This window comes from Myxococcus stipitatus DSM 14675 (genome assembly GCF_000331735.1).
In the GTDB taxonomy this organism is placed as follows: Bacteria; Myxococcota; Myxococcia; order Myxococcales; family Myxococcaceae; genus Myxococcus; species Myxococcus stipitatus.
The window spans coordinates 9,210,526-9,237,136 of record NC_020126.1; the positions used below are offsets into that span (position 1 = coordinate 9,210,526).

The following is a 26,611-nucleotide window of genomic DNA, read 5'->3' on the forward strand; positions in this document are numbered from 1 at the left end:
TCAGGGGGATGGGGGGCGCGATGCATGAGGTTCCTCGGTGACAGCAGGTGAGTCCCGGTCGAGCGCCACCGCCAGCGTCGCGTACACAGCGCGCCCCGGCAGCGGGAAGCCGGTGAAGTCATAGGCCCGGGCGTCGAGGAGGTTCTTCACCTCCACCGACAACGTGACGTCCGGCCGCCTCAAGAAGGTGCTCGAAGCCCCCGCGCTCCAGAACGTGCGCGACGGCAAGCTCCGAGTCCCCGTGCGATTCACGAACTGCGCGGCCTGATACAGCACCTCGGTGCGGACGTTGAGCCAATCCGGCCCCGCTCGCACACGCCCCACCCACTTGTGGCGAGGACGATACGGCAACGGCTGATTGTAGAAGCGCGGATCGCCCAGCCGGTTCTGCGTGCGCAGCCACGTGTAACCCCCACTGGCCATCAGCCACGAGAACGGACGCGCCTCCACCTCCAGCTCCGCGCCCCACACTCGCGCGGCGTCGAAGTTGTAGGGACGCGCCGCCATGGGCGGATACAGCTCGTACGCGATGAGGTTCTCGTACAGCGCGCCGAAGCCCCCCGCCGTCACGCTCCACCGAGCCCCCTCCTCCGCCGAGCTCCACACCAGCGCCGCGTCCGCATACAGCGCCCGCTCCGGCTTCAAGCCAGGATTGGGCAGCAACATGCCCTGCCGGATGTAGAGCTCCAGGAACGAAGGTGCCCGGTGAGACTGTCCCGCGTTGGCCCGCAGGCCCAAGCCACGCCCCAGCGACACCATCGCGCCGAGCTTCGGAGAGAAGAGCCAGTAGGGCCCCACGCGCTCCAGCCGCAGCGACGGCACCACCTCCAGGACGCCGTCGAACAACGTCCACTCGTCCATCGCCATGACGCTCGTGCGCCACCAGCTCGCGGCCTGTGAGTCCCGCGCATCGGTCACCTGCTCACCCGACGCGGCCACCGTGAGCGTCAGCACCTGTGAATCCCCGAGCGGCGTGCGCCCCTCCAACTCCACGCCCCCCACCGAGTGCCGCTGCGGCCCTCCCGCCGCGAGCAGGTCGCCCGTCACCTCCAACCCATCGCGCCGGAAGAAGCCCCGTGCACTCGCCTGCGCTCCCGCACCGCCCAAGGCTCCCGACCAGCGCACGCCCAACGAGAGCCGGTCCAGGTCCTGCCGCCCCGAGGACTGTGGGTTCTGCACCGTGCCCGGAATCGCGCGGTCCTCCAGCGCCAGCTCGGAGAGCACGTCCAACCGCGAGCCCCCCGGCAATCGGCGCCGGTAGCGGAGGAGCACCCCACCCCCTCGCGCGTCATTGCGGGCCCGCGCTTCCGCGGTGACGGGATTGTCCACCGCGGGCAGCTCATCGAGCTCGTAGGCGAAGTCGCCCTCCGACCGCCCCGCATGCAGCAGCACGAGCGCATTCCCATCCAGCAGCGGCCCCGTGACGGCGACATGCCCCAGCGCCGTGTTCCAGCTCCCGTACGTCACCTCACCACTGGCGCGCGCACTCGAGGAGGGTGCCCGCGTGACGATGTTCACCGCGCCGCCCAGCCCTCCCGAGCCGTAGCGCGTCCCCGCGCCCCCACGCAGCACCTCGAAGCGCTCCACGAGCGCGGCGGGGACTTGAGACAAATCCGCCATGCCGCCCGCGCCGTTGAGCGGAATCCCATCCAGGAACACCAACACGCCGTTCGACGCCGCGCCGCGAACCACCAGGCTCTTGCTCTGCCCGTACCCTCCGGTGTCCTGCACCGCGAGCCCCACCGACCCGGCCAACAGCTCCGCCGTGTCGCGAGCCTCCCCCGCGCGCTCCGCCGCATCGATGAGGGTGATGGCCCCCGTCGGGTCCCTGCGCTCGGGTGACTCCGGAGGCGGAGGTGCCTTCCCCCGCACCACCGTTCCCGAGGACGAGACCGGTGTCGGACTGGAACCTGGACTCGTCACCGCGTCCGGAGTGGGCTCGGCGGACGGCGCGCTCTCGGCGGACGGCGCGCTCTCGGCGGGCACGGCGTCTGCGTCTCGCGACTGCGCGCGGACGTCGCCAGCGAGGCTGAGCGCCAGGCACACCAGGTGCCCGGTGAAGAAGGTGCGCCGCATGCTCCGCCTTCCGCTCTCTCCATCGAAGAGAGAAGGCCACACGCCCATGTCGCCACGCGACACGGCCGCACCCCTGGGCAGGTCTCCTGGCTGATGAGCTCCGGCTCCAGGCGCACGTTGCGTCTGGCTGGAAGGGGGCTCCCACCTTCCCCTGGAGCGCCGTGAAGCGGTGGCCAGAGTGGCGACAACCGAAGTCCCCGGCCCTGACCTCAGGGCTGCCCATTCACAGTGGCGGGACCGCGCCGGAATCGCACCGGCTTCCCTCTTGAAAGCCCGACATGGGCACCCAAGGGCGCACCCCTTCTAGGGGGTCACCCTGGTCGCGTCAAGCGCACCCGGGGCTGCTGAGGATACGAGCGCACGTAGCGCTCGAACGCACAGGCCTGGAGGAACACCACCTCCGCGCCCCCCAGCCGCAACGAGGCCCGCGTGAAGAGCGGCGACGGACGCCCCGGCACCACCAGCACGCCTTCCAGATACGTGCCGCCGTGGCTCTCCAGGTCCGTCACGCTCCACACCTCGGTGTGTGGCTCTGGACGAAAGCGTGCGTGCTGACGAGACACCGTGGGTTCGGGCAGAACGATGTCGCACTCTGGACTGCGCCCCACTGTCACCTCGGGGCCTCGGCCTGGGTAGCGGGGGCGCAGCTCGAAGACCATCGACTCCACGACGCGCGGAGGCGACGGGCCCATCAACGTCGGCGCTTCCTCCGGGCCCACCGAGCGAGGACGGCTCGGCATCGAATCCCACACCAGCACGGGCCACCCGACATCCCTCAACAAGGCATCGGGGTCATCCTGGAGCCGTGTCATCAACACGGACAATCGATGGAGCACGTCGTGTCCTCCGGGCCGGAAGGAAGTGCGTTCGCGAAGCTGTGCACGCCCCCGCCATCTGTCCACCCCCTCGCGTCCGGGCCCCTTTTCTCTTCACTTCTCCCCGGCACAGGCGCGGCCCAGCGACAGCACGTCCTCGTCGTAGTGCAGGGCCAGCCCCCCCGAAGACTCAATCTGGCGGACGAAGACGGACCCGAACACCTCCGTGTTGCCGCTGAGGTTCAGCGCGGCCCCCGGTGCATACACGTTCCCCGCGAGCACGCTGCCCGCGGAGATGACCAGCGCGCCCGTCCCCGCGGAGTACACACGCACGCGCGCCGGAGCCTCCGGAGACCCCAGCAGGAACTGGCCCGCCACCGTCACGTCCCCGCCGATGAACAAGTCCAGCTCCCCGGGCGGCACCACCTCCACGGACAGCCGCTCGCCCACGGTGATGCTGTCGCGCACGAACAGCGCCGTGCGCTCGCGCACCACCAGGTTCAACCGCCCCTGTCCCTCGACGCGCGTCAGGAAGAAGCGCCCACACGGCAGCTCCAGCGTGCGCTCGCCGCGGAAGTCCTCCAGCGTCGACGCGTCCAACCCCACGGCCGCGTTGTGGTTGTCGCGGGCGTGGTTCTCGATGAGGCCCCGGATGTCCAGCCGCGCGCCCTCGTCACACGCACACGGCGCCACCGAGTCCACCGGCTCTCGCCGCACCTCCGAGGCCGTCACCGCGCCGGACATGACGCGCCCGGCGGGCACCGCCAGCTTCCCCTCCACCGTCAGCGAGGCCACGCCCACGTCCCCGCGCACCCACGCATCCCCCGTCACCTGCGCGGACACATTCCCGATGAGCGGCCCGCCGCTGTACAGCCCGCCCCCCACCGTCAGGCCGCTGCCCAGCGAGATTCCATCCGGCCCTCCCGCACTCAGCCCGCCGCCCACCCGCAGCAAGTCGTTGGCGGAGACGCCGCCATTCGTCGCCACCGAGCCCCCCTCTCCCCCGGGGATGTACAACCCCTGCGTGCTGCGGAACGCGTCCGTCGTCATCGTCGCGCTCAGCGACAGCCGCTCACAGGTGCACAACGCGAAGCGGAAGGCGCGCTCGGCCAGATGCCCGCTGCACACCTGCGCGCCCGTGACGCTGTCCCCCACCAGGAGCAGCGGCCCCGTCGACGCGCAGAACGCCTCCAGGTCATCGGGCGTCGGCTTCGGCCCACTGTCCGACGAGGCCACCGGCCCGCCGCCCCCGTCCTCCGTGTTGATGAGGGCCACCGGGTCCCTCACGGTGCACGCGGCGCTCGCGCAGAGACAGCCCAGCACCCCGTACCGCTTCCACCCAGACACCCACGAGTGAGTCATCGCGTCGAAATCTCCCTCAGTCGCATCCGAGCCGCCACTCCATGGGGTGATTCAGGGTGCGACTGGAGGAAGGACTCCAGCGCGCGAGCCTCCCCCGCCGTATCGCCCAAGGCCCTGAGCGCCTCCGCGACACCGTGGCCCGCCTCCTCCGCCAACATGCCTCGGGGCCAGCCGCGCAGGGCCTCTTCGTATTGCCGCAGCGCGCCGCGCGCATCCCCCAGGTGCTCCAGCCGCAGCGCCCCCGAGGCCACTCGCGCGACATAGGCCGGGGTCCCTTGCGGCTCGCTCCGGATGACCCGCAGGTAGAGCGCCTCGGCCGCCTTCCATTGCCCCCCGGCCCGGTGCGCGTTGGCTCGCCGCAGCAGGTCCTCCGGCGCGGGCATGACGGACCGCTCCCGCACCGCGCCGACCTTGGCGGGACGGACGGGCGCCTCGGCCACCTGCGTCACGGCGGGCGGCTCTGCGGGCACGGAATCGACACTCGCCGACGCCATCACCACCGGGTCCACGGGGGCCCGCGCGAGCGGCGGGCTCCCTCGCGTCACCTGCCATCCCGCCGCGGCGGCGGCCCCCACCACGAGCAGTCCTCCGCTCAGCCACCACTCGAGGCGCCGACGGGGGCGCGACGGAGGCGACGGCGCATCCACCGTGGCCAGGAGCGCGGCGCGCACCAGCGCGGTGGACCGCTGACGCGACATCCGACGCGCCGGGCCCGCGGCGTCATCCAGGGACCCGAGCAGGTCCGGCGCGGCCCCGTCATCCTCATCCAGGAGCCGGCTCATCGCGGGCCTCCCTCCTCCCCTGTCGCCAACGCGCGGAGCGCCGCGCGCCCCAGCCGCAGCCGGCTGCGAATCGTCTCGAAGGGAATCCCCAGCTCGTCGGCCACCTCCGGCACGCTCATCCCCAGCACATGGTGCAGCACCATCGCATGACGCTGCTCGTCTGGGACACGGTCCAACAACATCACCATGCGGCGGCGGTGGACGTACTCGTCCGGAGGCGCGTCCTCGGAGGGCACCGACACCAGGTCCAACGCCTCCTCCTCTCCCCGCCGGGCCTCCGTGCCTCGCGCGCGCTTCAGCCACGCGAAGGTCGTCCGCGCCACCACCCGGTCCACCCACGACGGGAACGGCCCCTCCCCCCGGTAGGAGGGGAGCCCTCGTATCAGCGCGATGAGCGACTCCTGCGAGATGTCCTCCACGTCCCCATCTCCCCGCACCAGGTAGCGCACGAGGTTGCGCACCCGAGGCAGCAACTCCATCAGCAAGGACTCGGTGGCCTCGCGCCGTCCCTGGATGGCCGCCTGGACGCGAGGGTCCACCCCAGGGCGCGCTCTGCCGATGGCTTCGGGACCCGTGCTCGTCATCGGCTGGATGGAGAAGCGCCGTGACGAAACCGGGTCATGGGCCTCAAGGCATGACCACCAGGGCCAGCACCCCTCGCGGCCGTATCCCCCAGCCTTCGTTGCGGACGACGAAGTTTCCGTCCTCGGAGTAACCCAGGAGCGGCCGGCCCATGACGGCATCCGCCGCGACGAAGGCCTCCACTCCGACGCGCCGCGAAAAACGCCAGCGCAGGGACATCTCCGGGCCGGCCAGCACCGCGGGGGTGAACTTGGGCTGGGTGGCCTGGATGAGCTTGAACCGGGACTCCGTCTTCCGGCTGAAGGCGAGCGCCCCCACCCCCGCGCCCAGGCCCCAGCGGAAGGTGCCCGTGTCGAAGAGCGTCATGTCCGCCCACAGGCCCGCGGCGTACTGGTCCAGCTCCACCTCCGTGCGCCCGTCGTCGAGCACCTCGCCCAGGCCCGCGAGCACCTGGAAGCGCACGCGCACCGGGCGGAACTCCCAGCCGGAGCCCAGCCACAGCCCCTGATGTCCCGACGACGAATAGCCATCCAACACGGCCATGCCGCCCACCAGCACCTGCCAGCGCAAGGGCGTGTCGTCCTCGGCGGCCGGGGGCATGGCCCACAGCTCGGGAGGAAGGGGCAGGTCCTCGCGCGGCGCGACGGCGGGGGGCGGGGCCTCCACCACCTCACCCAGCGGCTGGCCCGCCTCCACCGCGCGCAGGGCGGAGCGCACGACGAGCGCCACCGCCTCCGCGCCCGCGGACCACTCCAGCGCGCCGGGGGCCCCTTCCAGCCGGGCCGTGCGCACGAAGAGGTGGCGGCTCGCGGGCTGCGCGAAGTGGATTCGCACCTCCGGCCCCGCGCGCTGGAACCAGAGCACCGCGCGGGCATGGTGGGCCCCGGCCAGCTCGACGACGGAGCGCCACTGCGCCTGGGGCGAGCCCTCCCAGGGCGGCGCCGGCATGGCGCGCAGCTCGACGGGAAGGTCGCTGCTCTGGCCGCGCACCCGCTCGAGCAGGGCGCCATCCTCCTCGGTGGTGACACACGCCACGGCGAGCCAGGGACTGGCCGCCTCCGCGCGCGACACGCCACCCAGGCAGAGGGCGGCGACGAGCCCCAGCCGAATCAACACGACGCCCGATGCCATGCCCGCGAGGCTAGCGTTTGAAGCCCGCACACGGGAAGCCCTGGCGGGCGCACACCTCCGCTCACTGTCGCCGCGCAACCATCCGCGGGCGGACGGTCCGTCTGGACGCGATGGAGCGGACGGCGTCAGCGCCGGGCGCTCGGCGCGGTGCGCAATTCGCGGCTGACGCGCTCCGCCTCGCGGAAGACCCGCAGGAGGTTGCCGCCCAGGAACTTGTGGAGCTGCTCGCGGGTGTAGCCCCGGGCCAGCAGCGCCTCGGTGATGCGCGGCAGGTCCGCCACGGAGTCGATGGACTGCGGCGTGGAGTTGATGCCGTCGAAGTCGGAGCCCATGCCCACGTGGTCCACGCCGGCCACCTTGGCGATGTGGTCGATGTGGTCGATGAGGGACTCGAGCGGCGGGCGCCGCACCTTGGCGGCCCACTCCCAGCTCGCCGCCCCCTCCACCCGGAACTTCGTGGCGGCATCCGCGCCCTGGTGCTTCGCCGTCAGGGCCTCCAGGGCGGCGTTGCGCTCGGGCGCCATGGCCGCGTACGACTGGCGATAGGTGTCGTCGATGAACGCGGAGAAGTAGTTCACCATGACGACGCCCCCGTTGGCGGCGACCGCCTTGAGCATCTCGTCCGTCATGTTGCGCGGGTGGTCGGTCAGCGCGCGGGCCGACGAGTGCGACGCGATGACCGGCGCGCGCGTCACCTTCAGCGTGTCGAAGAACGTCTTGTCGGACACGTGGGAGATGTCCACGAGCATGCCCAGCCGGTTCATCTCGCGCACGACGTCGCGGCCGAAGTCGGTGAGGCCGTCATGGTGCTTCACGGCCGCGTCGGTGATGTCGCCCGAGGAGTCCGCCCACTCGTTCGTGTTGGACCAGGTGAGCGTCATGTAGCGCACGCCCAGCCGGTAGAAGTCGCGCAGCACACCCAGGTCGTTCTGGATGGCGTGGCCGCCCTCGACGCCCAGCAGCGTGGCCAGCTTCTTCTGCTTGCCCGCGCGCGCGGCGACGATGTCCTTGGAGGAGAGCGCCAGCACCATCTGGTCCGGGTACTTCTCCACCGCGTTGAGCACCGTGTCGATGAGGCGCAGCGCGCGGTGGGTGTACTGCCCGGCGAACTCCTTGGGCTCCACCCAGATGGAGAAGAAGGCGGCGCCCAGGTTGCCCGCGCGGGCGCGCGACAGGTCCAGGTGTCCCTGCCCGTTGGGGGGCTGCGAGCCCAGGTCGAAGCCCTCCTCCAGCATGCGCAGCGGCGTGTCCACGTGCGTGTCGATGATGAGCGCCGACTCGTGGATGGCCCGGGCCTTCGCGGAGACCGGCGCGGGAGCCACGGGAGGAGCCGCGAGCGCGGGCGCGGAGAGGAGCAGTGCGGCGAGGACGAAGCGGTTCACGCGGGCACCTCGTGACGGCGGGACGCGCGAACTCTTCCATGGAGCCCTGTCCTCGTCCAACCGTGGAGGTCGTGCGTGCTCTCGCGCCGCGAGAGGCCCCTGGAGCCCCTCCACCCGTCCCCGACGCAGGACACCTCCGGGCCCCCTGCACGGTGCTCGAAGCCCCTCTCCTGGGGACGCAGGTCTGGCACGGCGACTGCTCATGCCGACGTCGACCTCAGGCGGTCGAGCCGGAGAGGGCCGCGCCGTGGTGGCGCGGTCGAGCGTGGTGGAGGTGGATGATGCTGATGGCGGGGAAGCGATTGGCGGTGTTTTCCATTCGCGAGGGCAAGGGCGGGAGCATCTGGGTGCGCGCGGGCAGCGCGTTCGTGAACAAGGACGGCTCGCTCAACGTGCTGCTGGATGTGCTGCCCTTGGACGGCAAGCTGCACGTGCGGGAGGCGGCGGAGAAGCGGGACACGCCGGGGCTGGGCGGCCGGTACGCCCCCGAGCTGGGACTGGACGCGGCCCCCGTGGGAGGCCATTCGTGAGGGCCGCGTGGGGATTGCTCGCGCTGGGCCTCTTCATGGGAGGGCCTGGCGTGGCGGACGCGGCCCCCGCCTCGCGCACCCAGTACTCGGGCGTGGTGAACCTCAACGAGGCGTCCGCCTCCGAGCTCGACCTGCTGCCGGGCGTCGGTGAGAAGGCGGCGCAGCGCATCATCCAGCACCGGGGCAAGCGGCCCTTCCAGCGCGTGGAGGAGCTCGTCCGCGTGAAGGGCTTCGGACGGAAGAAGTTCCTCAAGCTCAAGGCCCACCTGACCCTGAGCGGCCCCACCACGCTGAAGGTGGAGCAGGTGGCCCCGACCCTGGAAGGAAAGGAGGTGGTCGCCGCGAACAACTGACCTGACCTTTTATTCGGGAGTGAGTGCCGCCGCCCGGGTTTCCCTCGTGGCCCGGGCGGTGGCCCTGCCGAGACCCGACCTCGTGCCCGGGGGACGACCAGGCACGGCGCACGGGACGTTTGTATCCGGGACCCGGCTGGTAGAGCATCCGCGCCCATGAACCGACGACTGCCCCGACTGCTCACCGCGCTGCCTGTCTCGGCCGCGCTGGTTGCTCCGCCCGTGCTCGCGTGTACCAGCATGCTGGTCAACAAGGGCGCCACGGCGGATGGCGCCACGCTGATGACCTACGCCGCGGACGCGCACGAGCTGTATGGCGAGCTGTACCACACGCCCGCGCGCCGCCACGCGGCCGGCGCCCAGCGCGACATCATCGAGTGGGACACCGGCAAGTTCCTGGGCCGCATCCCCGAGGCGCCGGTGACGTACTCCGTCATCGGCAACATGAACGAGCACCAGCTCTCCATCGGCGAGTCCACCTTCACGGGCCGCAAGGAGCTGGAGGGGCCCGCGGGCATCATCGACTACGGCTCGCTCATCTACATCACGCTGGAGCGCGCCAGGACGGCGCGCGAGGCCATCACCGTGATGACGAAGCTGGTGGCCGAGCACGGCTATGCCTCCACCGGCGAGTCCTTCTCCATCGCCGACCCGAAGGAGGCCTGGCTCCTGGAGATGATTGGCAAGGGCGAGGGGAAGAAGGGCGCGGTGTGGGTGGCGCGCAAGCTGCCCGAAGGGCACATCACCGCGCACGCCAACCAGTCGCGCATCGAGCAGTTCCCGCTGAACGACCCGGAGAACACGCTCTACTCGCCGGACGTCATCTCGTTCGCGCGCGAGAAGGGCTGGTTCAAGGGCGCGGACAAGGACTTCAGCTTCGCGGAGACGTACCACCCGCTCGACTTCGGCGGGCAGCGCTTCTCCGAGGCGCGTGTGTGGAGCATCTTCCGCCGCGCGGCGCCGTCGCGGAACTTCGGCCCGGAGTACGCGGATGGCTCCGCGCCGGGCAAGCGGCTGCCCCTGTGGGTGAAGCCGGACCAGAAGCTGTCCGTGCAGGACGTCATGGGGCTGATGCGGGACCACTTCGAGAACACGCCCCTGGACATGTCCAAGGACGTGGGCGCCGGCCCCTACGCGATGCCCTACCGCTGGCGGCCCATGACGTGGGAGGTGGACGGCAAGAAGTACGTCCACGAGCGCGCCATCTCCACGCAGCAGACGGGCTTCTCCTTCGTCGCGCAGATGCGCGCCTCCATGCCGGCCCCCATCGGCGGCGTGCTGTGGTTCGGCGTGGATGACACGTCCATGACTGTCTACACGCCCATGTACGCGGGCATCCGCGAGGTGCCCCGGAACTTCTCCCAGGGCGTGGCCAGCCGCGGCGCCTTCTCCTGGGACTCGTCCTTCTGGGTGTTCAACTGGGTGTCCAACCAGGCCTATGCGCGCTGGAGCGACGTCTCCGTGGACGTGCACAAGGAGCAGGGCGCGCTGGAGGGGCAGTTCCTGGCGGACCAGGCGGACATCGAGCGCACCGCGCTGGAGCACTACAAGCGCAGCCCGGAGGAGGCCCGCCGCTTCCTCACCACGTACTCCGTCCAGCAGGGTGAGAAGGTCCACGCGCGCTGGAAGAAGCTCGGGGAGACGCTGCTCGTGAAGTACATCGACGGCAACGTCCGCGACGAGCAGGGCAAGGTGAACCACCCGAAGTACCCGGACGGCTGGTACCGCCGCATCGCCCAGGAGAAGGGCAAGAGCCTGCAGATGCCCCCGGAGCCGGAGGCCCCCAAGCCGGCCCCGGCCCCCGCTCCGGTGGCCGCCCCCGCCCCCAAGGCGGCGCCGGCCCAGCCCGCGAAGCCCACCGTGGCCCCGGCCCCGTAGTCCCCACCGCGTCGGTCCTACCCCTCCCTGGCGGGCAACCCGCTGGGGAGGCTGGCCCCTGGAGCCCCTCGGCGGGAGCAGCCCGGCGAGGGCCTCCAGGACCCCTCCCCCGGGGTGGACGGCCAGGCAGCCGCCGGGGGAGCCCCGAGCGAGGCGGGATGCGAAAGCCTCACACGGCTTGCCGGTGACTGGTACACAACGGATTTTGGACGGCGGGGGGAACGCGAAGAGATACACCTCCTGCGACGCGACAGACTTGGCAGAGACAGGGAGGCGGCAGGTGAAGGAAGATGAAGTGATGAAGGAAACGGCCACTGGGGAGCCGGAACCCCACGAAGGCGAGCGGCTCAAGGGCCCGCCGCTCGGTGAAGTGCTCGAGTTCATGCGGCTGCTGTGGGCCGTGGACCACGGGCTGCAGTCCACCTCGAAGCGGATGGAGTCGACGCTGGGCCTCACCGGTCCGCAGCGGCTGGTCATCCGGCTGGTGGGACGCTTCCCCGGCATCACCGCGGGCACGCTGGCGCAGATTCTCCATGTCCACCCCAGCACCCTGACGGGCGTGCTCAAGCGGCTGGAGAAGCGCGGCCTGCTGGAGCGCAAGTCGGACCCGCTGGACGGACGCAAGGCGCTGTTCGCGCTCACCGAGTCCGGCCGCTCGCTCGACATCCCCTCCGAGGGCACCGTCGAGTCCGCCGTGCAGCGGGTGCTCGCTCGCATGTCGCGCAACCGCATCCTCGCCACCCAGGACGTGCTCACCGCGCTCGCCCAGGAGTTGGGAGGCGTCCCCGCGCCGGCCGAGTCCGCCGAGGAGTCCTCGGACGGCAAGCCGGACGCTCGCTGAGCAGGAAGGCAGCAACCCACACCCCCGAGGGCCGGCCCCCGCTGGCCCCTTGAGCCTTCCCCGCGGAAACCATGCCCCAGGGCCCCGCCTCGCCGCCGTGCCGCGAGGCCCGTTGGTGCCCTGGCCGCGCGTTGCCTCCCGGACCCTCCCCCCGCCTCGTCCTTCGTCCTCCGGACACCCCCCACCCGCCCCAAGAGAAATCCGGAGGCTCAAGCACCTCGCGGCCCGTCGGCCGTTGCTAGAGAATCGGGAAATAGGCACCCCTGTCAGGGGTTGCCTCGACTCCGAGCGGACAGGACAGCGTGAACCTCGACACCCCGCAGAGCCCAGGCCCCGAGCTGCCGCCCCCGCCTCCTCCGCCTCCGAGCGCGCCCACCCCGGTGGGAGTGTCCTCGCGAGGCCGGGGCGTGGAGGCGCTGCTCCAGGCCGTGCGCGTGCGGCAGCGGCGCTTCCTGTGGCTCCAGGGCGCGGCGCTCGGGGTGCTGGCCGCCGCCGCGCTGACGGTGGGCGGCGGGCTGCTGGGGCTGGTGGCCCCGAGGGTGGGCGGCTCCCTCGTGGGAATCGCGGTGCCGGTGGGGGTGGCGCTGGCGTGTGTCTTCGGGCTGTGGCTCGCGCGGCGGCGCGTGGGCGACGACGTGCTCACCGCGCGGCGGGTGGGCCAGCGTCGGCCGGAGCTGTCCCTGGACGTGCTGGCCGCGGTGGAGCTGATGCGCGAGCGCGGCGGACACGCCAACGGCTCGCCGGAGCTGGCGGACGCGTTCCTCCAGCAGATGGACCAGCGCGTGCGCACCGTGGACGTGCGCGCCATCGTCGACGTGCGCCCCGTCCAGCGCGCGGGCCTCCTCGGCTTCGGCGGGCTCCTGCTCCTCGCGCTGGTGCTGGGCATCTGGGGCGAGAAGTGGAGCGCGGGGCTCAAGCGCATCGTGGAGGTGTCGCGCGCGCCGGAGACGCAGGCCCAGGCGGAGCCCATCACCGGGGACATCGAGCTGACGTACCGCTACCCCGCCTACACGGGCCTGTCCCAGCGCACCGTCCCCGGCACCGACGGCGCGGTGAGCGCGCCCGCGGGCACCGAGGTCCAGCTCAAGACGCGCTCGGACCGCGCCATCGAGCGCGCGGAGCTGGTCCTCAACGGCACCGAGTCCGTGCCCCTGAAGGTCACCGGCAACCGGGACTTGGAGGGCACCTTCATCGCGAAGCAGAGCGGCCACTACCGCTTCGTCTTCTACGGCAAGCGCGAGAAGCCCCTCGCGGTGGGCCCGGACATCTCGCTCACGGTGGAGGCCGACAAGCCGCCGCAGGTGACGCTGATGACGCCCGCGGCGGAGCTGGAGGTGGACCCGGGGCAGAAGGTGACGCTCAAGTACGAGGCCACCGACGACTACGGCCTGTCGTCCCTGTCGCTCGTGTTCCGCAAGCCGGGCGCGCAGCAGGACACGCGCGTGCAGCTGCGGCGCGAGGACGGACGGCGCAGCCGCGACACGTACGCGTGGGACTTGGGCTCGCTCAAGGTGGACCCCGGCGACCGGATTACGTACTTCGTGGAGGCCCAGGACAACGACGCGGTGGAGGGCCCCAAGAAGGGCGTCAGCCGCACGCAGGTGCTGCGCATCTACTCCGCCGCCGAGCACCACCGCGCCGCGCTGGAGAAGGCCGAGCAGCTGTGGGGCCGCATGGTGGACCACCTCGCGGACCGCCTGGAGGGGCCGGACCGGGAGAAGCAGAAGGACCCGCAGGCCATCGCCGCCGCGGGCTCGGTGGACACCAGCGGCCAGCAGCTCATCACCGACATGCGCACCCTGGCGCAGACGCTGTCGCGCGAGCGCGACGTGCCCTCCGAGCTGGTCTCCGCGCTCGCCAACATCTCCGAGTCGCTGGGCAGCCACATCGGCGGCACCGCGGACTTCCGCCGCCTCTACCTGCGCACGCAGCGCGCGCGGGGCGAGGACTGGGGCACCGGCAACCGCCTGTCCGCCGTGGTGACGGAGGAGATTGGCGAGCTGGAGAAGGACATCCTCTACCTGGAGGCGCTGCTGGACCGGCAGAAGCTGGAGGCGCTCCAGGAGATGGCCAAGCAGCTCTCGCAGGAGCGGCGCGAGCTGTCGCGGCTCATCGAGGAGTTCAAGGCGAACCCGGACGAGTCCGCGCGCCAGGCGGTGATGGAGCAGATTCAGCAGCTCAAGGCGCGCATCCAGGAGCTGATGCAGCGCATGGCGGAGATGCGCAAGGGCATCCGCGACGAGCACCTCAACGCCGAGGCCCTGTCCGAGATGATGAAGGACCAGGACCTGCAAAGCGCCCTGGACGACGTGGAGAAGCTGATGCGCGAGGGCAAGACGGACGAGGCGCTCGCGAAGCTCCAGGAGCTGGGCATGCAGATGGACGAGATGCTCAAGGGCCTGGACGACGCCAACGAGGAGTTCGGCGGGGAGCAGTACCCGGAGCTGGCGGAGAAGTTCGGCAAGTTCATGGAGGACCTGAAGGGCACCGTGGACGAGCAGCAGCGCGTGGCGGACCAGACGCGCAAGCTGCGCGACCAGGCCCGGGCGCAGAACAAGGAGCGGCTGAGCGAGCGCGGCCAGGCCATCAAGGACGACCTGATGCGCAAGGTGCAGCAGGCCCAGCAGACCTACGACAAGCTCAACCCGGAGCACCTCAACAGCCGCGCCGCGCGCCCGCTGGAGGAGATTCAGTCCGAGCTGAGCAACGTGGAGAACGCGCTGAAGGTGAATGACTTCGACCTGGCCTCGGAGGCCGCCACGCGCGCGGAGGACGCGGCCCGGCAATTGTCCACGCTGGGCGAGCAGCAGAAGCAGCTCGACGAGATGTTCGGCAACCCGCCCGAGGTGCGCCAGCAGTCCGCGGAGCTGGCCCAGCGGCTGGAGCGCGACGCGCGCAACGTGCAGGACATCAACCGCCAGCTCCAGTCGCTCTTCCCGCCTCCCGGCTCGCAGCTCTCCCAGCAGGAGAAGCAGCAGCTCCAGCAGCTCTCCCAGGAGCAGCAGCAGCTGGAGCAGCGCACGCAGAACCTGCGTCAGCAGATGGAGGAGATGGAGCAGACGGCGCCGCTGTTCGGCGAGGAGGCCGCGCAGCAGATGGAGGGCGTGGGCCAGCGCATGGGTGAGGCCGCGCAGCGGATGCAGGGCAAGGACCCGGGCCGAGGCTACGGCGAGCAGCAGGCGGCGCTGGAGGGCCTGCGCCAGTTCCAGCAGCAGATGCAGCAGGGCCAGAAGGGCCGCAAGGGCGGACTGCCCTTGCCGGGCGGCATGAGCGGACGCAAGCAGGGCAACGCGGGCAGGGACCCGAAGGACCAGGTGGAGCTGCCGGACGAGGATGCCTTCCAGGCGCCCAAGGAGTTCCGCAAGGACCTGCTGGACGCGATGAAGCAGGGCGCGCCGGAGAAGTACCGCGAGCAGGTGAAGCGCTACTACGAGGAGCTGGTGAAGTGAGGAACGGCCTGGGAAATCGCTGGGTGGTGCTCGCGCTGGTGGTGGGGCTGGCCGGGCCCGCCGCCGCGCAGGACGCGGCGCTCAAGGACGAGGCGAAGACGCGGCTGGGCCTGGTGGAGCAGAGCCTGGATGACTGGGACGTGCCCGGCGCGCGGCGCGCGCTGTCCGAGGTGGAGAAGCTGATTCCCGCCGACGTGGAGCCGCTCAACTACTTCCAGGGCCGGGTGGCCTTCGAGGAGGGCCGCTACGACGACGCGGTGGAGCTGCTCACGGGCGCCCGCATCGAGGACAAGCCGGGCAGCTACCTGCGGCTGGCCAAGGACACGCGGGACATCGTCAAGAGCCACGAGCGCGCGGAGAGCGAGCACTTCGTCTTCCTGTACCCCAAGGGCAAGGAGCAGGTGCTGGTGCCCTACGCGCTGGAGACGCTGGAGGGCATCCACCGCGCCATGGCGGAGGACCTGGGGTGGACGCCTCCGGGCGGGAAGATTCGCGTGGAGGTGGTGAACAACGCGCGCGAGCTGTCGAAGGTGAGCACGCTCACCGAGAAGCAGATTCGCACCACGGGCACCATCGCCATCTGCAAGTTCAACAAGCTGATGGTGACCAGCCCCAAGGCCGTCGCGCAGGGCTACGACTGGCAGGACACGCTGGCGCACGAGTACATCCACCTGGTGGTGAGCCAGATGAGCCGCAACTCGGTGCCCATCTGGCTGCACGAGGGGCTGGCCAAGTTCCTGGAGTCGCGCTGGCGCGGCAAGGCGGGCCTGGCGATGACGCCCTCCACGCAGGCGCTGCTCGGCAAGCGGGTGAAGGCGGACACGCTCATCCCGTTCGAGAAGATGCACCCGTCCATCGCGCTCCTGCCCACGGCGGAGGACGCGGCCACGGCGTTCGCGGAGGTGTTCTACGCCATCGACTACGTGCACCAGTCCAAGGGCGCGGCGGGGCTGCGCGCGGTGGTGGGCGAGCTGAAGGCGGGGCAGACGGACCGGAAGGCGGTGGAGGCGGCGATGGGCATGAGCTTCCCCCTCTTCGAGAAGGCGTGGCTGGCGCACATCAAGAAGCAGCCCTTCCCGGCGGAGCTGGTGCCTCGCGATGACCGGGTGGTGTTGAAGGAGGACGCCAAGGGCAAGGTGAAGGACGACAGCGAGAAGAAGGGGCGTGAAATCTCCTTCGGCGACTTCAACGAGGTGGCGGAGGTGCCGGCGCGCAAGTTCGCGCACCTGGGGGAGCTCCTGCGCGAGCGCAACCGCGTGAAGGCCGCCGCCGAGGAGTACGCCAAGGCGCACAAGCTGGTGGGCGACAAGTACGAGTCCGTCTCGAACAAGTACGCGCTGGCGCTCCTGGAGCTCAAGCGGCTGGACGAGGCGGAGTCCGTGCTGCGCGGCAGCCTGCGCGTGCACCCTGGCTCCCCCGCGACGAACGTCCACCTGGGCCGCATCCTGCTGCACCGCAAGGACTACCCGAAGTCGAAGACGGCGTACCTGGAGGCGCTCGCGTCGGACCCGTTCGACCCGGAGATTCACGTGGCGCTCACGCGCATCCACGACGCGCTGGGCGAGACGGCGCTGTCGACGCGCGCGAAGACGGCCACGGCGGTGCTCACCGGCTTGAAGCCCGCGGAGGTGGAGCAGCTCGCGCAGCGCTTCCTGCGTGACGATGGCGCGCTGTCGGAGACCACCGTGCCCGCGACGGGCGGCGCACCCGCGAAGCCCACGGCGCCACCACCGGCGGCGCCACCTCCAGACGCGGGGCGCTGAGGGCACCTCGCGAAGGAGCGCACCGCTCCACGAGTGCGCTGGCGACGGAGGCACTGCCTTTGCCGAGCCGCCTGCGCACCACCCCACGTGTGCGCTGGCGACGGAGGCACTGCCTTGCCGAGCCGCCTGCGCACCGCCCCACGTGTGCGCTGGCGACGGAGGCACTGCCTTGCCGAGCCGCCTGCGCACCGCTCCACGTGTGCGCTGGCGACGGAGGCGCTGCCTTTGCCGCGCCGCCTGCGCACCGCTCCACGTGTGCGCTGGCGACGGAGGCACTGCCTTGCCGAGCCGCCTGCGCACCGCTCCACGTGTGCGCTGGCGACGGAGGCGCTGCCTTTGCCGAGCCTCCAGCGCAATGGAGTGAGGAGCCGCCACTCCCGCTCCGACCTGCATGGGATGCAGTGGAGCCTCCAGCGCGAAAGCGCGTGGCACCATGACTCCCGCGCCTCCGCGGGTGTTGGCGCGCCTCTCGCTGTCGCGGGGCAGCGACGGGCCCCATCCCAACGCACGCATGCACAGCCAGGTCCTCGCGCCCACGGGAGCAGGCCGGCGGGCGCTGAACCCCTCGCTCCTCGAGCGCGGCGCTCCGGGTGTCTACATTCAGGCGAGGAGGCGCCATGGACATCCGGCCGCTCATCTCGCTGTCCGCCCGGCTGATGGAGCTCGCGGGCGTGGGCTCCATGGTGCTGGGCGCCCTGCTCGGCACGGGGCTCCTGCTGTTCCGTCGCCAGGGGCTCTCCGCTCCCGAGGCCTACCGGCGCTTCCGGCTCAACCTGGGCCGCGCCATCCTGCTCGGCCTGGAGTTCCTGGTCGCCGCCGACATCATCCGCACCGTGAGCGACCAGCCCACGCTCTCGGGCGTCCTCGTGCTGGGCGTCATCGTCCTCATCCGGACGTTCCTCAGCTTCACCCTCACCGTTGAGCTCGAGGGTCGCTGGCCCTGGCAGCCCGAGCGCAAGCGCCCCGCAACCACCCCACCCGCCCTGCCCCCGCCACCCGGCAAGCTCGCCCGGCCCGAGGCCGCTGGCGCCAGCGCTCGACACTAGCGCTCAGGACAGTTTTCGGAGACAGCCGGGTGCGCTAGGACACCGCCCCATGTCCATCCGAAATCTCACTGTGGTGACCCTGCTGGCCCTCGGCTCGGTGCTCACCGGTTGCTCCAGCAACGCCGATACCATCTGCGACCGCCGCCGGGAGTGCATCAACGACGACCTCGACACGGACCGGTGCGCCGACGACATCAACGACTGGATTGATGACAAGAACACCAAGGACCGCAAGGAGCGCGTCGAGGAGTGCGCCGACTGCCTGTCGGGCCGCAGCTGCGCGGAAGCCCTGGAGCGATGCCTGGTCGACTGCGCCGGCATCCCCTGAGCGCTGAAACAGACCGGGGCCCGCTGACTCGACGCGGGCCCCGGGGTGTCACCTGCTCACGCTACTTGCGCGTCCACTGGTCCAGCCAGGCCAGCACCTCGTCGTGCCACTGCAGGCTGTTGGCGGGGCGCAGGACCCAGTGGTTCTCCTCCGGGAAGTAGAGGAGCTTGGACGGGATGCCCTTGCGCTGGAGCGCGGTGAACGTGCCCAGGCCCTGCGTCTCCACGACGCGGAAGTCCTGCCCACCGTGCACCACCATCATCGGCGTCTTCCACTTCGCGATGTGGTTGATGGGGCTGTGCTTGCCGTAGCCGTCCGGGTTCTCCCACGGCGTGCCCTTGTGCTCCCACTCCGGGAACCACAGCTCCTCGGTGTCGAAGTAGCCCATGCGCTCGTCGAGGATGCCGTCGTGGTTGACCAGGCACTTGAAGCCGTCCGGCCAGTTCCCGGCAATCCAGTTGATCATGTACCCGCCGTAGCTCGCGCCCAGCGCGCACTTCTTCTCCTTGGAGATGAACGGGTAGCGCTGCAGCGCCGTCGCCACGCCCTTCTGCAGGTCCTCCAGCGGCTTGCCACCCCAGTCGTCGCGGATGGAGTCCGTGAAGGCCTGGCCGTAGCCCGTGGAGCCGTGGAAGTCGACCATCACCGCCACGTAGCCGCGGCCCGCGTACACCTGCGGGTTCCATCGGTAGTGGAAGTGGTTGCCGAACGAGCCCTGCGGTCCGCCATGGATGAGGAAGGCCAGCGGGTACTGGCGCTTCGGGTCGAAGTCCACCGGCTTCACCACGTACGCGCGCACCGTCTCGTTGTTCCAGCCCGGGAACTCGAACTGCTCGAAGCCGCCGAAGCGCACGCGCGCCAGCGCCTCCTGGTTCACGTCCGTCACCTGCTTCGCGCCGGAGCCATCCGCGTTCATCACGAACAGGTCCGCGGGCGAGTCCAGGTCGTCATACACGTAGACGATGCGGCCCCCGGCGGCCGGCTGCGGCGCGTCCGCGGTGCCGTCCTTCGTGAGCTGGCGCACGCCGCCCGCCACGTCCAGGGCGAAGATGGGCTGCTGGCCCAGGTGGTTCGCCGCCGCGTAGAGCGTCTTGCTGTCCGCGCTCCACGCCAGCGAGCCGGCGGAGCGGTCCCAGTCCTCGGCGAGCACGCGCTCCTGGCCGCCCGGCCACGCGCGGAGGATGACGCGGTAGCGGTCCGCCTCGTAGCCCGGGCGCGACATCGCCAGGTACGCGAGCGTCTTGCCGTCCGGGCTGAACACGGGGCTGGTGTCCGTGGCGCGGTTCTTCTCGGTGAGCTTGCGCGGCTTCTGCTTGCCGTCCACCGGGGCCACGAACAGGTCCAGGTCGGTGGACCAGGACTCGGTGCGGCCCACGTCGCGAGCGGTGAAGACGACGCTCTTGCTGTCCGGCGTGAAGGTGTACTCCTCCGGGCCGCCGAAGGGCTTGGTCGGACCGTCCGCGTCCATGCCCTTCATCACGTCCACGGGCGCACCGCCGGCCACGGGGACGACGAACACGTGCGAGCGCCGGCCGTCCTTCCACGTGTCCCAGTGACGGGCGAACAGCTTGTCGTAGGTGCGGCCGGTGGCCTTGCGCTTGGAGCGCTCCGCCTCGCGCTGGGGGGTGCACTCCAGCGTGCCGCAGTCGGGGAACACCTCCATGCCCACGGCCAGCTTCGTGCCGTCGGGGGACAGCTTGAAGCTGCCGACGTCCACGGGGAGCTGCGTCACCTGGAGCGGCTCGCCGCCGTCCACCGGCAGGCGCCACACCTGCGAGGAGCCGCCGCGCGAGGAGAGGAAGAAGAGGCTCTTGCCGTCCTGGGCCCAGGTGGGGTCCGAGTCCGAGTCCGGATGCGACGTGAGCTGGCGCGAGCCAGTCCCGTCCAGGTTGACGAGCCACAGGTCATTGCGGCCGCGATTGGCCTCCAGGTCCGTGGAGCGCAGGACGTAGACGACCTGCTTCCCGTCGGGGGAGACGCGCGGGTTGCTCACCCGGCGCATCGAGACCATGTCGTGGTGGTTGAACGGCTGGGTCCGGGCCTGCGCCGGGGCTGCGGCGAGTGCCAGGGCCGCGACTAGCGACAGCGGCAAGGTGTCCTCCAGGGTAGGCCCGCGCGCTTGCCTCCAGACAAGCGGACGGGCGGGGCTTTCGAGGGTGGACCGTGCCCGCTCCTCCGGGCGCTGTCCACCTTGGGGCCCCGGAACATGCGAGCGCCCGCTGTATGCCCGGCGCGCCCAGAAAGAGCGCTGGCACACGGCCAAGGAGGGTGGACCCCCACGCCGCGAGGACCGGGCGGGTGAGCCCTTGGCGCGAGGAAGCCATGACGTGGCGCGGCACCCGGGTTAGTGAGAGGGCATGAGCGAGCCCATCACCGTCCGCGTCTGGTCCGACTTCGTCTGTCCCTGGTGCTACATCGGCCTCCAGGAGGTGAAGAAGCTCCGGCGGGAGTTCGACATCGAGGTGGACTGGAAGCCGTACTTCCTCCGCCCCGAGACGCCGCCCGAGGGGCTCCCCCTCCCCGCCCACATCCGCGAGAAGCTCAAGGACCCGAACTATCCGCTGAAGGTCCGGGCCGCGGAGGCCGGGCTGACGATGGTGTACGGGGAAATCATCCCCTCCACGCGGCGGGCGCACCAGGCGACGGAGTACGCGAGGACGCAGGGCAAGCTGGAGGCGTACCACTCCGCCATCCTGCGCCGGTACTGGAGCGAGGGTCAGGACCTCTGGCAGTGGGACACGCTCCGAGGCGCGGCCGAAGAGGCGGGCCTGGACCCGGACGCGCTCCAGCGCGCCGTCGAGAGCGGCCAGTTCGAGAAGGTGGTGGAGGACTCCGTGCGCGAGGCCCGGGAGATGGGCGTCACCGCGGTGCCCACCTTCGTGCTGGGCGACCGCTTCGGCATCCAGGGCGCGCAGGACTACTCCGTGTTCCGTCAGGCGATGGAGCGGCTGGGCGCGAAGCCTCGCGCCACGAGCTGAGCGGGGACGGACGCGTGCTCCTCAGAGGCCGTTGAGGAGCACGAGCATCCGAGGCAGCGCGTCCACACCCGCGCCGCCCGAGAGGCCGTGCGCCAGGGAGTGCAGCTCCGGGGATTGCTCGAGGTGCTTCGCGCTGAGCTGGAAGCACTCCACCGCCGCGGCATCCAGCCGGGCCTGGGCATCGTCGGGCCGCGCTTCGCACAGCGCCGCCACCGTCGGGTGCCCTGACAGCGTCCAGCGCAGCACCGAGGCGCGCAGCGTCAGCTTGAAGACGTAGTCCATCAGCGACGGCGCATCGGTGAACGGCAGGCGCAGCCAGTGATTCACCGCGTAGTGCCGGAAGTACTGCTCCACGCGAGGGCCCTGCATGGCGTCCAGCGTCGCGCGGCGCTCGGCGTGGAGGGCCCAGACGTCCTCGGGCGAAGCCTCCGCGCCGCCGTAGGAGTCGAGCACTCCGCGCGCCCACCCATGGAACCGCGCGCTGCCCGCGGACCCCAGGCGCGACTTGAGCACGGTGCCGCAGATGGCGGCCCAGGGGCCTCCGGGGAGGGAGATGGAAGTCAGTTGCTGGTGCAACCCGGTGAGCGCTGGCGTGGACTCGAAGTCGCTCAGCGTCGCGGCCAGGAGGGCGTCGGCGCCTTCTTCGCGGAACGCCTCGGTGCCTCGGAAGTAGAAGGGCCCCAGCCTTCGCGCCAGCTCACCGAGCATGAACAGGCGCGAGGCGAACGGGAACTCGCGTCGCTCCAGGAGGTGCAGCGCCACGGAGCGCACCCGGTCCGCGTGTCGCGACCATGCGTCCTCGCTTCCCAGCTCGCGCGCCAGCTCGGGCCTTCCCGCGAGCGACGCCTCCACGGGCACCTGCTCCAGCGCGTCCTCCGCGAGCAGACACAAGCGGACCACTTCGGGACAGCCGAACGAGCCCGTCACCTCGAGCCGCTCCGCGCGGCGGGTGGGGACTCGCGGGAACATGGCGCACGCGTCCGGCAGCACGGCCTCGCCGTACTTCTGGTGCAGCGAGCACAGCTTGCGCGCATCGAGGAACGTGCAGTGCCCGTCCTCGCGCTTCGCGATGTACGCGGCCTCCGCGCCCGTGCCGCTTCCCGGGTCGGGCAGGACGAAGGACTGGACTCGCTCGGCGTCCGGCCCTCCGGCCACCGCGTCCTGGAGGATGCGCCAGCGCGACTGGCTCACGGGGACGACCAGGCCCGCGCAGCAGGTGTCCTCGCAGGACTCGGTGAGGCACTGGAAGCGCGTCAGGTACCGAGGCGCGGTGACGGACATGGACCTCTTCGGGTTCAGACTTTGTCCGGCCGCTGAGCCACGACCGGGAGGGGACTGAAGGCTTCTCGGTCCAGGTGGGCGAACAAGCGCACCACGCAGGAGTCACAGATGGCGGCCCCGGCGGAGCCAGCATGGAGCCGGCCCGCGCGGGGCGCGGAGGCGCCGCAGAACGAGCAGCGCCGACGGGGGAGCGAGTGTTGAGACAAGACGACGAATCCCTTTCACCCCTCGCGGGGTGGCGTGACTACTTCCGGCCCAGCGCCTTCTTCACGAAGCGCCAGAAGCCACCCGCGCGCTCCTTCAGGTCCGCGCCGCGTCGGTCCTCGGCGGCCTTCACGGACTCCTTGCTGACCTGGAGCTGCTTCTGGAGCTCCTCGGGGGAGTAGCGCGTGGCCAGCGTGGCCTTCACTTCCCTGCGGGTGGAGTACTCGCGGGCCTCCACGTGGAGCACACACTCCGAATCCAGCTTGATGGTGACCGCGACTCGCACGGAGCCCTTCGGGCCCTTGGGCAGGCCCTCGATGCGCACGGTGCCCAGGTACTCGTTGGCGGAGATGTGGTTGTCCTCGCCCTGGAACAGGGACAGCTCGAGGACCTCCTCGTTGTCCTTGTTGGTGCTGATGGCGAAGGAGCGCTGGGCGGGGAGCGGGCTGTTGCGCTCGATGACGCGCTTGAAGGCGCCACCGGGCATGGCCACGCCCACCGTCATGGGCAGCACGTCGATGAGGACGACGCTGCTCACCTTGTCCACGGAGCCCGAGTACAGCGCCGCGCCGAGCGCCACGGCCTCGTCCGCGTTGACGCTGGCCTGCGGGCCCTTGCCGAACAGGCCCTTGAGCTTGTCGCGCACGAGCGGCATGCGGCTCATGCCGCCCACGAGGATGATGTCGTCGACCTCGCTGGCCTTGAGCTTCGCGTCGAGGAGCACGTCGCGCACGACGTCCACGGTGCGGCTGAGGAGCGGGTCGCAGATCTTCTCCAGCTCCTGGCGGTTCATCACGACGCGCAAGTCCCGGGGGCGGCCCGCGTCGTCCATCATCAGCATGGGGATGTGGACCTCGAAGCTGGCGCGCTCGGAGAGGGCCATCTTCGCGCGCTCGGCGGCGTCGCTGACGCGCGACAGGGCGATGCCGTCGCCGTTGAAGGCGAGGCCCTCCTTCTCCTGGAAGCGCTGGAGGAGGAAGTCGACGATGAGGTTGTCGAAGTCGATACCACCCAGGAAGATGTCGCCGCCGGTGCCGAGCACCTCGAAGACGTTCTTCTCGATTTTGAGGATGGTGGCGTCGAAGGTACCGCCGCCGAGGTCGTAGACGAGGACCTTCTTGTTGAGCTCGCGGTTGAGGCCGTAGGCGAGCGCGGCGGAGGTGGGCTCGTTGAGGATGCGCTCGATCTTGAGGCCCGCGAGGATGCCGGACTTGCGGACGGCTTCGCGCTGGGGCTCGGAGTAGTACGCGGGGACGGTGACGACGGCGCGCTCGACCTTCTGGTTGAGGTGGGCCTCCGCCATCTCCTTGCACTCGCGCAGGATGATGGCCTGCACTTCCTCGAGCGAGAGCACCGAGTCGCCAATGCGCACGGCGGCGCGTCCCGCGGCATCGGGGACGATGTCGTAGTGGAAGCGCTCGCGGACCTGGTTCACCACGGCGCTGTCGTAGGGGCGGCCGACCAGTCGCTTCGCGCCGTAGATGGTGTGCTGGGGGCGGAGGACGAGCTGGTTCTTCGCGCGGTGGCTGACGAGCAGCTTGTTCTGGTTGTTGAGCGAGATGACCGACGGGATGGTGTTGTAGCCCTCGCGCGAGCGCAGGACGATGGGCCGCCCGTTGGACAGGAGCGCCACGCACGAGTTGGTGGTGCCCAGGTCGATGCCGATGACCGGGCCCGTGCCCGCGATGTGCGGAGGCGGCGGGAGGAAGACTGTCTTCGGCAGGCCGCGCTCATCGAGGGCCGGGGCCGCGGGCGCCGACTTCGCGACCGGCGTCACCAGCGTGGGCGTCGCGACCGGCTCCGGGGCACGAGGTGCCTCGCGACGGACGTTCGGCAGCGAGGGTGAAGCCCCAGGCGGAGGTGGGACTCCCGCGCCCACCGACTGGAAGCCGGGCGGCGGCGGTGGCACACCCGCGTGCCCTCCCGACTGGAAGCCCGGCGGCGGCGGCGGGACTCCCGCGCCCACCGACTGAAAGCCGGGCGGTGGAGGTGGCACACCCGCGTGCCCTCCCGACTGAAAGCCGGGCGGCGGCGGTGGCACACCGGCGTGCCCTCCCGACTGGAAGCCCGGCGGCGGAGGAGGAACCCCTGCGCCCCCCATCGACGGGTGCCCCATCGGTGGAGGAGGCGGAACGCCAGCAGGCCCCATCGACTGGAAGCCCGGAGGAGGTGGCGGCGAGACTCCCGCGCCCCCCTTCGACTGCAACCCTGTCGGAGGAGGCGGCGGCTGGAACGCGGAGGCAGGAGGAGGCGGCGGCGCGGGAACACGCGGAGCCGCCACTCCAGGCGAGGCCCCCGCCTTCATGTCCGACACGTCGAGGTCGAACTCGAACGCCCCACCCAACGGTCGAGACGTCTTCGGATCCGGTGGCGGCGCGGCCGGAGGCAGCTCCTCCATCGCATCACTGAAATCCAGCTCGAACTCGAGACTCGCCTTGCTCTGCTTGTGCGCCGGAGACGAAGGAGGCGGCGGAGGCGGAGTCGCCGGACGCACGGCCGACACAGGCGGCGGAGGCGGAGCCGACACCGGACGCACCGCGGGCGCCGACGGGAGCTCCTCCACCGCGTCGCTCAAGTCCAGGTCGAACTCCGTCGACCCACCACTCACCTTCGCTGCCACGGGAGCAGGAGGCGGAGCACTCGGACGAGCGGCGGGCGCGGCTGGAGGCAACTCCTCCATCGCGTCACTGAAATCCAGCTCGAACTCCGCCCCACCCGCCTTCGCGGGCGGACGCGCAGGAGGCAGCTCCTCCATCGCATCACTGAAATCCAGCTCGAACTCCGCCCCACCCGCCTTCGCGGATACAGGCGCCGCCGGGCGCGCCTCCACCGCCTCACTCAAATCCAGCTCGAACTCGAGCCCCCCCGCCTTCGCCGAACCCACCGAAGCAACAGGCGCCGACGAGAGCGCCGCCTCCGACAGGTCCAGGTCGAACTCCATCGGCACGCCCACCTTCGACGGCGCCGACGCGGCGGACGAGGACTCCACCTCCACGGTGATGCCCACCTCGATGGGCGCCTCGTCGAGAATCTCCCCCATCGCCATCGGGGCCTCGCCACCCTCCATCTCGAAGTCGAGCCCAGGCAACGGCTCGTCACCCGCCGAGATATCGGGAGGCGGCGGAGTGCTCGCGATGAGCTCATCGAGCGGGATGTCCACGTCGCTCTCCGCGGCCGGAGGCGGCGGAGAGAAATCAAACGCCTCATCCAGCGCGGGCGCCGGAGGAGCCTCCAGGTCATCGAACAGCGAGTCGAGCGCCGCCCCCTGCACCGCACGCGGAGCCGGAGCCGCCACGGGCTTCGCCTGCACGGGCGCAACCGCGGGTGTCAGCGGCGCAATCGCGGGAGCCAGCGGCGCCACGACCGGAGCAACCGCGGGCAGCGGCGCCACGGGGGCCACGGACGCCTCCGCGCCACGCTGCAACAACATCATGTCCACGAGCGCGCGGCTGGCCGGGTCCAGTTCCTGGAACTGGAGCCCCATGCCCGGAGGCCCCGAGGGGTCCCCCACTTCGCGAACCCAGCGCACGTCGGCGGTGCCGCGCAGCACGCGCACACCTCCGGCGATCTGCACCTCGAACTTGACGGGTGTCCCCACGGGCTGCGGGGTGCGCGAGCGGATGAACATCCCGCCCGGGCTCAGGTTGGTGGCGAACTCCTCCGCGAAGCTCCCCACGCTCTCATGCTTGAGCTTCACCAACAGACCCACTGATTTCCGGTCCGTGGTGCGCCTGCCTTGATCCATGACCTTCCACCATCGCGGTACACAGCACGCGGCTCAAGTAGGTTTTGGACTCTCGGTTGGTTGCCAGGCCCCAGGGGGTCTCCAG

General features: G+C 70.9%; 20 protein-coding genes and 1 riboswitch. Of the genes, 9 read left to right on the plus strand and 11 right to left on the minus strand.

The genetic code is table 11. The features are described from left to right. The 7 genes from MYSTI_RS35590 to MYSTI_RS35620 all read right to left on the minus strand — a co-directional run bounded on the left by MYSTI_RS35590 (position 1) and on the right by MYSTI_RS35620 (position 8,130). Positions 1-2,076 (minus strand): TonB-dependent receptor plug domain-containing protein, encoded by a 2,076-nt coding sequence (locus MYSTI_RS35590; RefSeq protein ID WP_015352696.1) that lies wholly within the window; start codon positions 2,074-2,076, stop codon positions 1-3. Positions 2,077-2,135: 59 nt separating this feature from the next. After that, positions 2,136-2,381, minus strand: a riboswitch (cobalamin riboswitch). Positions 2,382-2,387: 6 nt separating this feature from the next. Next, positions 2,388-2,912, minus strand: a complete 525-nt coding sequence (locus MYSTI_RS35595; protein ID WP_015352697.1) for an FHA domain-containing protein — start codon at positions 2,910-2,912, stop codon at positions 2,388-2,390. A 93-nt stretch (positions 2,913-3,005) separates the two neighbouring features. Next, positions 3,006-4,253: a DUF7305 domain-containing protein gene (locus MYSTI_RS35600; protein ID WP_015352698.1), complete on the minus strand. Its 1,248-nt coding sequence runs from the start codon at positions 4,251-4,253 to the stop codon at positions 3,006-3,008. After that, the gene (locus MYSTI_RS35605; RefSeq protein ID WP_015352699.1) at positions 4,250-5,035 is read right to left on the minus strand and encodes a tetratricopeptide repeat protein; all 786 of its coding nucleotides are present in this window, start codon (positions 5,033-5,035) and stop codon (positions 4,250-4,252) included. Before MYSTI_RS35605 ends, MYSTI_RS35600 begins: the two co-directional genes overlap by 4 nt. Beyond that, positions 5,032-5,619, minus strand: a complete 588-nt coding sequence (locus MYSTI_RS35610; protein WP_015352700.1) for an RNA polymerase sigma factor — start codon at positions 5,617-5,619, stop codon at positions 5,032-5,034. Before MYSTI_RS35610 ends, MYSTI_RS35605 begins: the two co-directional genes overlap by 4 nt. A 43-nt stretch (positions 5,620-5,662) precedes the next feature. Beyond that, positions 5,663-6,748, minus strand: a complete 1,086-nt coding sequence (locus MYSTI_RS35615; protein WP_015352701.1) for a hypothetical protein — start codon at positions 6,746-6,748, stop codon at positions 5,663-5,665. Between the two features lie 125 nt (positions 6,749-6,873). Further along, entirely contained in the window at positions 6,874-8,130 is a 1,257-nt protein-coding gene (locus MYSTI_RS35620) for a dipeptidase (RefSeq protein WP_015352702.1), read from the minus strand. A 281-nt stretch (positions 8,131-8,411) separates the two neighbouring features. Here MYSTI_RS35620 and MYSTI_RS35625 point away from each other — a divergent pair, with 281 nt between their 5' ends. From MYSTI_RS35625 to MYSTI_RS35660, 8 genes are all read left to right on the plus strand, one after another. Then, on the plus strand, positions 8,412-8,660 hold the full coding sequence (locus tag MYSTI_RS35625; protein ID WP_015352703.1) for a hypothetical protein: 249 nt from the start codon (positions 8,412-8,414) through the stop codon (positions 8,658-8,660). Positions 8,661-8,695: 35 nt separating this feature from the next. Then, positions 8,696-9,013 (plus strand): ComEA family DNA-binding protein, encoded by a 318-nt coding sequence (locus MYSTI_RS35630; RefSeq protein ID WP_420811531.1) that lies wholly within the window; start codon positions 8,696-8,698, stop codon positions 9,011-9,013. 156 nt (positions 9,014-9,169) lie between these two features. After that, positions 9,170-10,891, plus strand: a complete 1,722-nt coding sequence (locus MYSTI_RS35635) for a dipeptidase (RefSeq protein ID WP_015352705.1) — start codon at positions 9,170-9,172, stop codon at positions 10,889-10,891. Between the two features lie 298 nt (positions 10,892-11,189). Further along, positions 11,190-11,732, plus strand: coding sequence for a MarR family winged helix-turn-helix transcriptional regulator (locus MYSTI_RS35640; protein ID WP_044282372.1), 543 nt, complete (start codon positions 11,190-11,192; stop codon positions 11,730-11,732). 302 nt (positions 11,733-12,034) lie between these two features. Next, positions 12,035-15,181 (plus strand): DUF4175 family protein, encoded by a 3,147-nt coding sequence (locus tag MYSTI_RS35645; RefSeq protein WP_015352707.1) that lies wholly within the window; start codon positions 12,035-12,037, stop codon positions 15,179-15,181. Further along, entirely contained in the window at positions 15,178-16,944 is a 1,767-nt protein-coding gene (locus MYSTI_RS35650) for a peptidase MA family metallohydrolase (protein WP_015352708.1), read from the plus strand. The genes MYSTI_RS35645 and MYSTI_RS35650 overlap by 4 nt, the downstream gene beginning before the upstream one ends. Positions 16,945-17,561: 617 nt before the next feature. Continuing rightward, a complete protein-coding gene (locus tag MYSTI_RS35655) occupies positions 17,562-17,990 on the plus strand; it encodes a DUF1622 domain-containing protein (protein WP_015352709.1) in 429 nt (142 codons plus the stop codon). Positions 17,991-18,039: 49 nt separating this feature from the next. Continuing rightward, positions 18,040-18,318 carry a hypothetical protein gene (locus tag MYSTI_RS35660; RefSeq protein ID WP_015352710.1) on the plus strand — a complete coding sequence of 93 codons (279 nt, stop codon included), beginning with the start codon at positions 18,040-18,042 and terminating at the stop codon, positions 18,316-18,318. A 61-nt stretch (positions 18,319-18,379) separates the two neighbouring features. On the opposite strand, the gene MYSTI_RS35665 is transcribed toward MYSTI_RS35660, so the two are convergent. Then, positions 18,380-20,410 (minus strand): S9 family peptidase, encoded by a 2,031-nt coding sequence (locus tag MYSTI_RS35665; protein ID WP_015352711.1) that lies wholly within the window; start codon positions 20,408-20,410, stop codon positions 18,380-18,382. A 265-nt stretch (positions 20,411-20,675) separates the two neighbouring features. Here MYSTI_RS35665 and MYSTI_RS35670 point away from each other — a divergent pair, with 265 nt between their 5' ends. After that, entirely contained in the window at positions 20,676-21,296 is a 621-nt protein-coding gene (locus MYSTI_RS35670; RefSeq protein WP_015352712.1) for a DsbA family oxidoreductase, read from the plus strand. 21 nt (positions 21,297-21,317) lie between these two features. On the opposite strand, the gene fliB is transcribed toward MYSTI_RS35670, so the two are convergent. The 3 genes from fliB to MYSTI_RS45440 are packed head-to-tail and all read right to left on the minus strand — an operon-like array spanning position 21,318 to position 26,526. Beyond that, the gene (fliB, locus tag MYSTI_RS35675; protein ID WP_015352713.1) at positions 21,318-22,577 is read right to left on the minus strand and encodes a flagellin lysine-N-methylase; all 1,260 of its coding nucleotides are present in this window, start codon (positions 22,575-22,577) and stop codon (positions 21,318-21,320) included. A gap of 14 nt (positions 22,578-22,591) precedes the next feature. After that, positions 22,592-22,783 carry a ClpX C4-type zinc finger protein gene (locus MYSTI_RS45825; protein ID WP_084668254.1) on the minus strand — a complete coding sequence of 64 codons (192 nt, stop codon included), beginning with the start codon at positions 22,781-22,783 and terminating at the stop codon, positions 22,592-22,594. A 38-nt stretch (positions 22,784-22,821) separates the two neighbouring features. Further along, positions 22,822-26,526, minus strand: coding sequence for a TIGR02266 family protein (locus MYSTI_RS45440; RefSeq protein WP_015352714.1), 3,705 nt, complete (start codon positions 26,524-26,526; stop codon positions 22,822-22,824). Positions 26,527-26,611: the final 85 nt, after the last annotated feature.